Annotated in this window: 12 protein-coding genes; 7 read left to right on the forward strand and 5 right to left on the reverse strand. The window is 43.4% G+C overall.

The genetic code is table 11. From position 1 onward, the window contains the following. The first annotated feature begins 43 nt into the window (after positions 1-43). The 5 genes from yhdP to AAC147_RS13630 all read left to right on the forward strand — a co-directional run bounded on the left by yhdP (position 44) and on the right by AAC147_RS13630 (position 7,113). Entirely contained in the window at positions 44-3,877 is a 3,834-nt protein-coding gene (yhdP, locus tag AAC147_RS13610; protein WP_047681970.1) for an AsmA2 domain-containing protein YhdP, read from the forward strand. Next, positions 3,874-4,722 (forward strand): deaminated glutathione amidase, encoded by an 849-nt coding sequence (gene nit1 / locus AAC147_RS13615; RefSeq protein ID WP_047681973.1) that lies wholly within the window; start codon positions 3,874-3,876, stop codon positions 4,720-4,722. The genes yhdP and nit1 overlap by 4 nt, the downstream gene beginning before the upstream one ends. A gap of 17 nt (positions 4,723-4,739) precedes the next feature. Then, entirely contained in the window at positions 4,740-6,185 is a 1,446-nt protein-coding gene (gene tldD, locus AAC147_RS13620) for a metalloprotease TldD (protein ID WP_047681976.1), read from the forward strand. A gap of 183 nt (positions 6,186-6,368) precedes the next feature. Further along, on the forward strand, positions 6,369-6,842 hold the full coding sequence (locus tag AAC147_RS13625; protein WP_047681978.1) for a ribonuclease domain-containing protein: 474 nt from the start codon (positions 6,369-6,371) through the stop codon (positions 6,840-6,842). 1 nt (position 6,843) lies between these two features. Then, positions 6,844-7,113 carry a barstar family protein gene (locus tag AAC147_RS13630; protein WP_047681980.1) on the forward strand — a complete coding sequence of 90 codons (270 nt, stop codon included), beginning with the start codon at positions 6,844-6,846 and terminating at the stop codon, positions 7,111-7,113. 125 nt (positions 7,114-7,238) lie between these two features. On the opposite strand, the gene AAC147_RS13635 is transcribed toward AAC147_RS13630, so the two are convergent. After that, positions 7,239-8,192 (reverse strand): D-2-hydroxyacid dehydrogenase family protein, encoded by a 954-nt coding sequence (locus AAC147_RS13635; protein ID WP_047681982.1) that lies wholly within the window; start codon positions 8,190-8,192, stop codon positions 7,239-7,241. 151 nt (positions 8,193-8,343) lie between these two features. Here AAC147_RS13635 and AAC147_RS13640 point away from each other — a divergent pair, with 151 nt between their 5' ends. After that, on the forward strand, positions 8,344-8,616 hold the full coding sequence (locus tag AAC147_RS13640; RefSeq protein ID WP_047681985.1) for a BBE domain-containing protein: 273 nt from the start codon (positions 8,344-8,346) through the stop codon (positions 8,614-8,616). 75 nt (positions 8,617-8,691) lie between these two features. Here the strand turns inward: AAC147_RS13640 and yjgA are convergent, their stop codons facing one another. Continuing rightward, the gene (yjgA, locus tag AAC147_RS13645) at positions 8,692-9,228 is read right to left on the reverse strand and encodes a ribosome biogenesis factor YjgA (RefSeq protein WP_047681988.1); all 537 of its coding nucleotides are present in this window, start codon (positions 9,226-9,228) and stop codon (positions 8,692-8,694) included. Positions 9,229-9,419: 191 nt separating this feature from the next. Between yjgA and pmbA the strand changes: the two genes are divergently transcribed. Next, a complete protein-coding gene (pmbA, locus tag AAC147_RS13650; protein WP_047681991.1) occupies positions 9,420-10,763 on the forward strand; it encodes a metalloprotease PmbA in 1,344 nt (447 codons plus the stop codon). 50 nt (positions 10,764-10,813) lie between these two features. On the opposite strand, the gene rnk is transcribed toward pmbA, so the two are convergent. From rnk to rapZ, 3 genes are all read right to left on the reverse strand, one after another. Then, positions 10,814-11,224, reverse strand: a complete 411-nt coding sequence (rnk, locus tag AAC147_RS13655; protein WP_047681993.1) for a nucleoside diphosphate kinase regulator — start codon at positions 11,222-11,224, stop codon at positions 10,814-10,816. 491 nt (positions 11,225-11,715) lie between these two features. Further along, positions 11,716-11,988: a PTS phosphocarrier protein NPr gene (gene npr, locus AAC147_RS13660; RefSeq protein WP_047681996.1), complete on the reverse strand. Its 273-nt coding sequence runs from the start codon at positions 11,986-11,988 to the stop codon at positions 11,716-11,718. 36 nt (positions 11,989-12,024) lie between these two features. Continuing rightward, complete coding sequence (rapZ, locus tag AAC147_RS13665; RefSeq protein ID WP_038259562.1) at positions 12,025-12,876, reverse strand: RNase adapter RapZ; 852 nt, start codon at positions 12,874-12,876, stop codon at positions 12,025-12,027. Between the last annotated feature and the right edge of the window lie 45 nt (positions 12,877-12,921).

Raw genomic sequence — 12,921 nt, forward strand, 5'->3', positions numbered from 1 at the left:
AAATCTATTGGGTAGAAATATGCTGACAACCAAGGAGAAATGAGTGAGGCGACTGCTCGGAATATTATTAGCGACAGCCGCAATAGTCATTATCATTGTGGCTTTGCTTGTCAGCGGGTTACGTTTTTTCCTGCCACATATTAATGATTATCGTCAGCAATTGGCGCATAAGATTTCTGAATTGACGGATATTTCTATCGAAATTGGCTATATCAACGGAAATTGGCAGTCATTCGGCCCCCAGTTGGAAGTTCGTGATCTTCGTGCTGTAACGGGGGAAACGGATGTTAAAGCCAAAAAAGTGACGCTTTCTCTGGATATCTGGCGTTCACTGCTACAACGGCACTGGCATTTTCGTGATCTCTCCTTTTACCAGCTTCAGGTTGATTATGATAAACCATTATTGGATGGGGAAGGTGAAAGCCTGTTTCCCAAGCCAGATAGTTTATCCTCCCTTTTCCTTGAACGGTTTAATCATTTTGATTTGCACGACAGCAGCCTGACCTTTCCGACTCCATCGGGAGAGAAGATCCGGCTGATATTGCCGCAACTGACATGGCTGAATAAAGATAATCGTCATCGTGCGCAAGGCAATATTAATCTGTCTTCGATTAACGGACAGGAAGGTGTTGTGCAGGTTAAATTTGACCTGAAAGATATTAATCGTGTTTTAGATAGCGGCACGATTTATTTGCAGGCTGATGATATCGATATGCGGTTGTGGCTCAGCCGCTGGTTAAAAGACAATACCGGTTTGGAAGATGCCCGCTTCAGTCTGGCCAGTTGGATTACCCTGAAAAATGGGAGGATTGATAACGGATATCTGCAACTTAAGCAGGGGCATGCCAATTGGCATGTGGGTGATGAAAAACATCGGCTTGCCGTCCATGATTTACTCCTGCAAATGCGTCGTCAGGGAGAAGGCTGGCTGTTTGATATCCCCAATCTGGCAAGCCTGAAAACGAATGGTCTGCAATGGCCCGCAGGCCGTATTGCGATACTGTATGCTATGCAGACGCGGCAATATCAGAACAAAGATCATTGGCGGGTTCGCGCTGAAAATATTCAGCTTGAACGCCTGAACGGGATGTTGCCGATGATTTCTTTTGCGACCCCCGATATTGTTAAAGACTGGCAATATCGGCAACTCAAAGGATTAGTCAGTAGTCTTGCCCTTGATATCACCCCTGAATTACCTGATAGCGCGGAGATTGCCATCAAATGGCAGGATGTCAGTTGGTCTCGTTGGAAAAAATTACCTTCAGTCAATCATTTCAGTGGTGCATTAGAAGGAAATAAACAGTGGGGAAACTTTAGGTTTGAGCTGAAAAACAGCCTCATTGATTACCGGTCTATGTTCCAGGCACCATTTGATATTGTCAGCAGTGAAGGAAAAATCACGTGGAAAAATGATCGGGATGGTTTGAAGATATGGAGCCAGGGGCTGGATTTACAGGCCAGGTCATTATGGATAAACGGGGATTTTCATTACACGGAATCCCAAAATCAGCAACCAATGCTAGGGATACTGGCTGGAATTCGTTTGGATGATGCGGGTGATGCATGGCGTTATTTTCCCAAGCCATTGATGGGCGAATCGTTGACAGAATATTTAACAGCGTCGTTGATCAAAGGAAAGGTAGATAATGCTACTTTGATCTTTCAGGGAAATCCTCATGATTTCCCATTCAAGCAGAATAATGGTCAGTTTCAGGTATGGGTTCCTCTGCGCCATGCGACATTCCAGTATCAGCCTGATTGGCCAGCCCTGTTTGACCTGGATCTTGATTTGAATTTCCAGAATAACAGCTTACAGATGCAAGCAAAGACAGCGAGATTGGGAAAAGTTAATGCCTCTCGGATCTCGGCTGTTATCCCCGATTACGGTAAAGAGAAGTTATTGATTGACGCTGAAATATCTGGAGATGGAAAGGATATCCACAATTATTTTCATCATAGTCCATTGACAGAAACGGTTGGTAGTACGCTAGATAATTTGCAACTTAACGGTCAGGTTGATGGAAAATTTCATCTGGATGTTCTTCTGGAAAATGGTACAACTCATGCAAGTGGAGAGGTTGTACTGAAAAATACCGATTTGTTTATCAAGCCATTAGATAGCAAGATGGAGCACCTTAGTGGTAAATTCCGCTTTGATAATGGCACGTTGCAAAGTGACACGCTTTCTGCTCATTGGCTTGGAAACCCCCTCTCTTTGCGATTTACCACTCAGGATTTACCGGGATATTATCGGGTCAATGTGGATTTGGATGCTCGCTGGCCTGCAGCAACATTACCGAAACTTCCGGTTAAAATTCGTCGTCAGCTATCAGGGCAATTGAACTGGCAGGGAAAAGTGAACATTATGATCCCTCCACAGGTCAAGCCTTCACAAAGCAAGCCGTTACAACATGGGGCAGAATATCAGGTTGTAATCAATGCTGATTTGTCACATATCAACAGTACACTGGTTGGACTGGAAACAGAATCTTTACGGGCATGGAATAATATTAATCTTCAGGCTACAGGGGACACAAACCAACTTCAGGTTATCGGTTCATTGGGGAAAAGATATGCGTTCAATAGCCAATGGTTATTGGGGAAAAATTATGTCCGTTTACAGCGAGGCACTTTAAATACGGATGATAATGGTCTACCTGATTTACCGGAAAAGCCAATGCTGGCATTAAAATTACCTGCGATTGAGGGTGAAAAATGGCTGGCACTGATTGAAGCGTTAAAAGCTGAATCAGTAGCAGATAATAGCCTGATATGGCCTGAGTTATTTGAAATATCAACGCCTTATTTGGATATCGGAGGACAACGTTGGCATAATCTTATACTCAGTGCGGCTAAACAACCAGATAGTCTGCATGTCAAGGCAATTGGAGAAGAAATCAATGGTGATTTGCTGATTAACGTCGGTGGAGTATGGCAGGCAACACTCAACTATCTCTATTATAACCCTATGTTTTCGGATAACTCTTCCAGCGATAATGGTCCGTTAATTTCAAACGTAGCGGAAACGCCAAAATATGCTCTGAATCATTGGCCTACACTTAACGTTAAATGTGATGGATGTTGGCTTGCCGGATTAAATGTTGGGAAAATCTCAGGGACGATAACACCAGAAGGTGACGCCTTGAGTCTGACTAATGGACGGGTAGAAAACAGTGCTGGTAAATTGACATTATCTGGGCGTTGGAGTGAAAGTAATATGGGTAATTATACTTGGGCTAAGGGCCAGGTATCCGGGAAAAGTTTTGATGATATGGCAGCCTATCTCGGATTTATTGTTCCAATTACTGGCGCTTCATTTAAGTTTGATTTTGACCTGAACTGGAAGGATACACCGTGGAACCCTGATGTTAAAACGCTCAATGGCGTTTTAACAGGAAAAATGGGGAAAGGAGCAATAGCAAAACTAGGTGGTGGCAGAGCAGGACAACTATTAAGGTTAGTTAGTTTTGATGCATTGTTACGTAAATTACAGTTGGATTTCAGTGATACATTCAGTAATGATTTTAACTTTGATTCTATAAGTGGCGATGCCGCGATAAAAAATGGTGTCATGTATACCGATAACTTCCGCATTGATGGGCTGGAAGCGGACATTCATGGAAAAGGCCAGATAAACTTTATCCGTCATCAGCTTAATATGGAGTTGGTGATCACCCCGGAAATATCAGCAACAGTTGGTGTGGCGACAGCATTTGCGGTTAATCCTATGGTAGGCGCTGCTGTTTTTGCGGCGACGAAAGCATTAGGCCCATTGTGGAGTAAGATATCGGTCATTCGCTATCGGCTAACGGGTAATCTGGAACAGCCTAAAATTGATGAAGTTTTACGTCAGCTTAAGGAGAATAAAGGGTCATGAAAAACGTCAATGTTGCACTCTTACAATTATGCAGTGGTACGAACATTAAACATAATTTAGCGCAAATTGAACAGCAGATTAAGCAGTTGCCCAAAACAGTAAAACTGGTTCTGACTCCGGAAAATGCATTACTGTTTGCTGATGCAGATACTTACCGCGAACACGCAGAAGAGCAGGGAAAAGGCCCATTACAGCAAGCTGTAAGTGAAATTGCGCAACGTTATGGTATCTGGTTATTGATTGGTTCAATGCCGATGGTCAGCCGGGAAGATCTGAGCCGCATAACCAGCAGTAGCTTATTGTTTGATGATCAGGGTGAGATTCGTGCTCGTTATGACAAAATCCACATGTTTGATGTCAATATCAAGGATGAACATGGTTCCTATAATGAATCCTCCATCTACCAACGAGGGGAACATATCACTGTTGTTGATACACCAGTTGGTCGTTTGGGTATGACTATTTGCTATGATCTGCGCTTCCCAGGGCTGTTTCAGGCATTACGGGAGCAGGGGGCTGAGCTGATTTCTGTACCCGCTGCCTTTACCAGACTGACGGGTAAGGCACACTGGGAACCACTTTTAAGAGCTCGCGCAATTGAGAACCAATGTATCATTTTGGCACCTGCACAAGTCGGGGTACACGGTACTCGCAGAACATGGGGACATTCAATGGCGGTAAGTGGTTGGGGAGAAGTCATCAAGAAGAATCCTCTGACTGTCAGTGCGCTACAGCTCAATATCCGACGGGACAGTTTGATCCACATGCGTGAGCAGATCAAAGTGGTGAAACATAACCGCTTCCGTCCACAACTGACTTCTTTGATAAAAAAGAATACAAATTAAGATAAAGAGTAATCACTATGAGTTTAACTTATGTCAGTGAACATTTACTGACTGCCAATGAACTGAGTCATAAAGATTTATTTTCTGTTTTGGGGCAATTAGCAGAACGTCGTCTGGATTATGCTGACCTCTATTTTCAATCCAGCTACCACGAAACATGGGTTCTGGAAGATCGCATCATCAAAGATGGCTCTTATAATATAGATCAAGGAGTGGGAGTTCGGGCGATTAGTGGTGAAAAAACGGGTTTTGCCTATGCTGATCAAATCACATTGAATGCTTTGCAGCAGAGTGCAAAAGCAGCACGCAGTATTGTAAGGGAAACGGGTAATGGCACCGCACATACATTGGGTGCTGTGACACATAATGCTTTGTATCCGGCTGTAGATCCGCTGCAAGGCATGAGCAGGGAAGAAAAAATTGCTCTGTTACATCATGTTGATCAAATCGCACGTGCAGAAGATCACAGAGTGCAGGAAGTGAATGCCAGCCTGAGCGGTGTTTATGAGCAGGTATTGGTTGCAGCGACGGATGGGACGTTGGCTGCTGATATTCGCCCACTGGTACGTCTTTCTGTCAGCGTATTAGTTGAAGAAGATGGCAAACGTGAACGTGGTTCCAGTGGTGGTGGTGCTCGTTATGGTTATGAATACTTCCTGCAAGCCGAAGATGGACAGACGTTGGCAGAACAATTTGCCCGTGAAGCGGTTCGCATGGCGTTGGTGAACCTTTCTGCTATTGCTGCTCCGGCGGGAACAATGCCGATTGTATTGGGAGCCGGTTGGCCGGGCGTTTTATTGCATGAAGCGGTGGGTCATGGTTTAGAAGGTGACTTCAACCGCCGTGGTACATCTGTCTTCTCTGGTCAGATTGGGAAAAAAGTAGCATCTGAACTGTGTACTGTGGTTGATGATGGTACGATTGAAGGCCGCCGTGGCTCATTGTCTATTGATGATGAAGGTGTTCCGGGGCAATACAATGTCCTGATTGAGAATGGTATCTTGAAGGGCTACATGCAGGACAAACTGAATGCACGTTTGATGGGAGTTGCACCGACAGGTAACGGGCGACGTGAATCTTATGCTCACCTACCGATGCCGCGCATGACTAATACGTATATGCTGGCAGGAAGCTCTACACCAGAAGAGATTATTGCCAGTGTTAATTATGGGTTGTATGCACCGAATTTTGGTGGTGGTCAAGTGGATATCACTTCTGGTAAGTTTGTTTTCTCAACATCAGAAGCGTACTTGATTGAAAATGGCAAAATCACCAAGCCAGTAAAAGGTGCAACGTTAATTGGCTCAGGCATTGAGGCCATGCAGCAGATTTCGATGGTTGGCAATGACTTAGCCCTTGATAAGGGGGTTGGTGTATGTGGTAAAGAAGGCCAAAGTGTCCCTGTGGGAGTTGGACAGCCTACATTAAAACTGGATAACCTGACTGTAGGCGGAACAGCTTAACATTTTTTGAATATACCTGTTTTTTTGAGTATCTCTGTCGTCTTTCAAGTTGCAGCTTTGTTGGATGTGCTCGCTCACCCCAGTCACATAATTCTATGCTTCTGGGGATTTGCGTCCTTGCTGCCGCGATGCACCTTGAAATCTATTGGGTTGTAGCCTGGTCAAATAAGCGTGGAGAATGTTATGAAAAGAAAGGTGCTGGCAGGTGTATTACTGATTTTTGTTATTATATCCATTATTTTTATCAAAGATATTGGATTACCTGGCTCTGATAAAACTCAGCAAGCTGTTGCGATAGCGGGAAACGTTCCGCCTCAACAGATTGATATTCTGACTGAGCATCATCGGGTTGCGGATTATGTACATCAGCATAGTAGGCTGCCTGACTATTACATCACAAAAAAACAGGCTCGTCGCCTCGGTTGGGACACTCGTAAGGGCAACTTATGCGAAGTATTACCGGGAAAAGCAATTGGTGGAGATCGGTTTTCCAATCGTGAAAATAAGTTGCCAAATCAAAAGGATCGCCAGTGGTTTGAAGCGGATGTAAATTATAAATGTGGGCACCGGGGTAGTAACAGGTTACTCTATTCTAATGATGGTCTTATCTACTTGACACTTGATCACTACAAGACTTTCACAAAGCTGGAAGAATGATATGAAAAAAGTGGAATTCGATTTTGACTATATCCCTGATTTAGAAGCCTTCTATAGTCAGTTCAAGGAGTGCTTCGATCTTGATGATCATTTTGGTGCGAACTTAGATGCTCTATGGGATGCAGTAACGGGTGAAATTGGGCTGCCAGTTGATATTAATTTTATCTGCCTGGATGTGCAGAAACGACCGCGTTTTGCTGCACTGGTACTCTTGTTTCAAGAGGCTGAAGAAGAGCTGGAAGGCGAATTACGTTTTAATGTGAAAAATTAAGTTCTTCTCTGTCTTATGACAACACCTCCGTGTTCGCCGAAACGCGGAGGTGTCTTTAAATTTCCGTATAAAATTTTAGCTTCAAACTGACTTAAAATTAGGTTGCCTAGGTTATTGATTATTGATTATTGATTAATGACATGGCTATCATCGCCGGAAAAATATTTCTCAACATTCTTCAATGCACTGTCGAAATAAATGTCATAACAGCTTTTAGTGACATAACCGATATGTGGGCTGCACAGGACGTTATCTCGTTTTAATAAAGAGTGATTGATATCCCAAATGGGTTCAATATCAAAAACATCCAGTGCTGCAAAACCCGGAGTACCCAGATCGAGGGCTTTCTCAAGTGCACCTGCCTCTATCAACCCGGATCTTGCTGTATTGACTAATACAGCACTATTTTTCATATGAGTAAGGTCAGCCAATGTGACATTGCCCGTGGTCTCTTTAACCAGTCGTTGATGCAGAGTGATGACATCTGATGTTTTAAAAAAATCTTCGCGGGAATGAGGGACACTCAAACCGTCCTGACGAGCTTTTTCTTGTGAATGTTCCGATCCCCATATCTGAACTTTCATATCAAATGCACGCGCATATTTTGCAACTAACTGACCTATTTTCCCATAGCCCAGGATCCCAAGCGTTTTGCCGACAACAGTATCTCCCAGCTCAGTTTGCCAATAGCCTTTTTTCATTGCTTCCACTGAAGCAATGAATCCACGGATAGAACTTTGGATTAACAGCCAGGTTAATTCTGCGGCTGCAATGGGTGAACCAGTCCCTTCTACGACAGCAATACCTCGTTGTTTACACAACTCCAGATCGATATTGGTAGCCACTTTTCCAGTCTGGCTGATAAGTTTTAAATGAGGTGTTTTGGATAAAAACTTTTCATCAATCAACGTTCTTTCACGGATCAGAATAAGGGCATCAGCTTTTGATAATAGTTCGTCAGCTTTTGAATCGCGATCAATTGCACCGAGACTGATAACCTCAAAATTACTATTCTGATATAAAGCCTGAATTTGTCTTGTAGCAGATTGATAATCATCGGGAATAACAACTAATGGCATTTAAAATATCCTTTTTACGAATTTGAAAGAGCTTGGTAAAGGTTTTATATTATAGATTATTTATGTATGTATAAATTTTACTTTATCAAAGGGAGTCTTTTCTTAAATTGCAGTTCCAGAATTATTGGAAGGAGCCTAAGCAGGCTATGAATTGTATCATTTGGATTCGGGTGTTTACTGTGGGTATTTTTATGACTCTGGTGGAAAGCCATATGAAAAATATAAGGGTAAGGATACGTCATTTCAGGGATGTTATATCAATTATCCAGATATTGATATGAAGTATCTGGATAATACGCATAAAGATATAGACCCAAATTGGTTAACTCTTTATTATGGTGAACATTTTTCAAAAGAGCGTATTGAAGTTAAGAAACCATTTGATAAAAATAATTTTTTTGACATGAGATATCCATTCCTTTAAAGAAATATTTCCATGTTTTACGCGATTTTTGTATTTAAGTAACCGCCATTTCTTAAAGAAATGGCGGTTAGAACATCATACTGTTCCAGATAACTCTTTCAGATATTGGAAGATCTGACGGTAGGATTTCGGTGGCTTGTTCGCTGCTTTCTCTTTTTTAGCATTGCGTATCAGCGTCCGCAGTTGCTGGCGATCTGTGTGCGGATATAGTGCTACGACTTCTTCAAGGGCGCTGTCGCTCTCAAGTAACTTATCCCGTAACTCTTCCAGCTTATGTAGTATCACAACCTGCTGGTTATGACGGTTTTTCAATTTATCCAGTGCAGTGGTAATTGGCTCAGGATCACGAGTCCGCAATAATTTGCCAATCAATTGTAATTGACGACGGCGACCCTCACGCTTGATTTTCTGTGCTAATTCAATCGCGGCCAGCAGATCTTCATCCAACGGGATGCGTTCCAGCTCGCTCTTGCTCAATTCAACCAGCTCTGCCCCTAGTTTTTTCAGTATCTCAGCATCCCGCTTGATTTCACTTTTACTGACCCAGATTATCTCTTCTTCTTCCTCTTCAGCAGGATAATTGTCGAGCCAATCTTCAGGCTGCTTTGCCATAATCGTTTTCCTTCTAAAAAGGCCGGATAAGGTACACTTTGGAACATGACCTATCGTCCGGTGGGTGTTAACATCCTAATATCGTGTATTGTAACTGGGAAAATTGTCTGATTACCACTCGGCATTAATATTGAAAGCCGAAACACGCATTTTTCCTGATAAATATTCTCTTTAATTCATGTGATTAATTAATGATAGTGACCAATCAACAAATTGCGGAGCAGCGCAAACAACTGGAAGATGCGGTTTCTTACGCTCTGGAATTAGCGAAAGCAGGCAGTGATGCTGCGGAAGTCGCAGTCAATAAAACGACGGGGATTAGTGTCAGCACCCGTTTCAGTGAAGTCGAAAATGTTGAGTTTAATAGTGATGGTGCATTAGGGATCACCGTTTATCATCAGCAGCGCAAAGGTAGTGCTTCTTCTACCGATTTAAGCCCGGAAGCCATTGCACGTACTGTACAGGCTGCCATTGATATCGCCCGTTATACTTCACCTGATCCCTGTGCTGGTCCCGCAGACAAAGAATTATTGGCGTTTGAGGCCCCGGAGCTGGAGTTGTTCCATCCTGCGGATTTAGATGCTGATAAGGCAATTGAGTTGGCTGCCCGTGCCGAACAGGCTGCATTACAGGCAGATCAGCGTATTACCAATACCGAAGGTGGTAGTTTTAATGGCCATTATGGCATTCGGGTCTTTGGTAATAGCCACGGTATGTTACAGAGCTATTGTTCAAGCCGCTATTCCATGTCGAGCTGCGTGATTGCAGAGCAGGATGGCAATATGGAACGTGATTATGCTTATACTGTGAGCCGTCGTTTTGATGAGTTGCAATCGCCAGAATGGGTTGGGCAAGAAAGTGCACATCGTACATTGTCTCGTTTAGGTGCGCGTAAACTGCCGACGATGAAAGCACCTGTGATTTTCTCTGCCGAAGTCGCTACTGGCCTGTTTGGTCATTTAGTCGGCGCGATCAGCGGCAGCAGCATCTATCGTAAGTCATCTTTCTTGCTGGATAGTTTGGGTAAGCAGATCCTGCCTTCATGGTTGACCATTGAAGAACAACCCCATTTGCTGAGAGGGTTGGCTTCTACGCCTTTTGATAGTGAAGGTGTGCGTACACTTCCGCGTGAAATTATTAAAGATGGTGTTTTGCAGTCATGGCTGTTGACATCATATTCTGCCCGTAAACTGGGTCTGGCGAGTACAGGCCATGCAGGTGGAATTCATAACTGGCGTATCGCGGGGAAAGGGCTGGATTTTGCAGGTCTGCTCCGGGAAATGGGAAACGGTCTGGTGGTGACGGAACTGATGGGACAGGGTGTTAGTGCTGTGACTGGGGATTATTCTCGCGGTGCGGCCGGTTTTTGGGTCGAAAATGGCGAAATACAATATCCGGTCAGTGAAATCACTATCGCAGGCAATCTGAAAGATATGTGGGCAAATATGGTAACAATAGGTAATGATATTGAAACACGAAGTAACATTCAGTGTGGATCAATACTATTGCCGGAAATGAGTATCGCCGGTCAATAGGGATACTCAATCAACAACAGCCAGTTTGGTTCTACTGAGCTGGCTGTGAATTAACGGTGATATTCACCTGCCGCCTCAGGCTGATAAAGTATTTCTAATACTTTTATTCGGGTTTTTTCTCCATTTGGCAATTCCCAGGTTATTTCATCATTTACCCGTAATCCTAGAAGTGCTGCACCTAAAGGCGCCATCACGGACAGTTGTTTTGTACTGTCTTGCAGAGAAGACGGGTAAACGAGAGTGCGGATCCGTTCTTCATTATTACTGAAATCAACAAATTTAATTTCACTGTTCATTGTGACAACATCTGCGGGTATTTCTACTGGTGGCACAATTTCAGCTCTATCCAGCTCTTCATTTAGTGCATCTGCGATACTACTATTGGCAAACGCAGGTTGTTCCAACAGAGAATCTAAACGTTCTGCATCTAATTCATTGATAATAATTTTAGGTTTTGTCATACCACGCTCCAAATTAGGCTCAATACAAAATAACACCCCGCAACGCAAGGAGGGGGGTGTTATTTTCAAATGTGATTAAAGTGATATTAGGCTGTTCTGACGTGAAAATAAAGAGATCATGATCACGAACTGTTTTGTGTTGTTAATGAAATAAGATTTAGCCAGATACTATATTGGATTACATTTTTTATTGGTTTTAGATACTGTGTTTGTTACTGCTCTTGAAAGAGAGATGAAGAGATTTGGGAAAAATGCATGAATAAGTAGGGAAATCTGTAATGGTTTATACGAAATTTTATTTATGAGTAATTGCTCTCTATTTCCATGACATGAGATGGTTAGCCGATTTTTCCCTGATACTTTCCGATGTGGCTCTTCGAATACAAATGAATCAGGATATACACGAATGAGTTTCATTTTGCTACTCAGTAAAAAAAGAGATAACTAGTTTAGCAGAATATGTGAGCGTGGCTTTCTCTCTTATGTCTATCCTATTCTTCGTCAAAACCAGAATTAAATAGTTCGACAATAGCCGCCAGAGCCTGTTGTTCATCCGGTCCGGTTGCTTCAACTTCAATGTAACTACCCTGTTCGGAATCCAGCATCAGCATAGCGATAACACTATGAGCCTCCGCCTGAATATTATTATTGTTGCGCAGAATGACCTGAGATTGAAACTGCTGCACAAGGTCATGCAATTTCATAGCAGGCCGGGCATGCATACCGAGTCGGTTTTTGATCTCAAGTCTCTGTTTGACTGTCATGGCCTGCTTTATTTTGTTTGGTTGCGTTACATTCGGTTACTTACGTTTTTCCAGTGTGCGGTGACGTGATTGCACATTTTTACCACGGGAACGGAAGTAATCAGCTAACTGTTCTGCCACATAAACTGAACGGTGTTTACCGCCGGTACAACCTATGGCAACTGTCAGATAGCTGCGGTTATTGGTTTCCAGCATCGGCAGCCAGAGTTCAAGATAACTGCGGGTTTGGTAAATGAAGTTATGCACTTCTGTATGACGATCCAAAAATGCGGCAACAGGGCGATCCAACCCTGTCATTGGGCGCAGTTTTGGATCCCAGTGTGGGTTTGGCAGGAAGCGCACATCGAAAACGTAATCTGCATCAATCGGAATACCGTGTTTGAAGCCGAAAGATTCAAACACCATTGTCAGTTCACGTTCACGTTTACCCAATAAACGCGTTCTGAGCATTTCAGCCAGTTCATGAACTGACATCTCAGACGTATCAATGATCAGATCCGCCCGCGAACGCAGTGGTTCCAGTAGGTCGCTCTCTTTGTCGATAGCGCTTTCCAGTGACAGATTTTTGCTTGAGAGTGGATGCAGGCGCCGGGTGTCACTGTAACGACGGATCAATGTGTTACGATCTGCATCAAGAAACAGAAGCTGAGGTGAAAAGCTGTCGGGTAATTTTGTCAGTGCTTCTTCGAAAATTTCGGGTGACTCCGGCATATTTCGCACGTCGATACTGACTGCTGCTGAAATATCACGCTCAGCTAATGTATTAGCCAGCTCCGGAAGTAACACGACCGGCAGGTTATCCACACAATAGAACCCCATATCTTCCAGTGCACGCAGGGCTACGGATTTACCAGAACCAGAACGACCGCTGACTATCATCAGCACCATGAGATGACTCCCCTTAATATCTCAGCGGTTCGTTAGAACCGCTGC

Source organism: Xenorhabdus sp. NBAII XenSa04 (assembly GCF_963866145.1).
Classification (GTDB): domain Bacteria; phylum Pseudomonadota; class Gammaproteobacteria; order Enterobacterales; family Enterobacteriaceae; genus Xenorhabdus; species Xenorhabdus indica.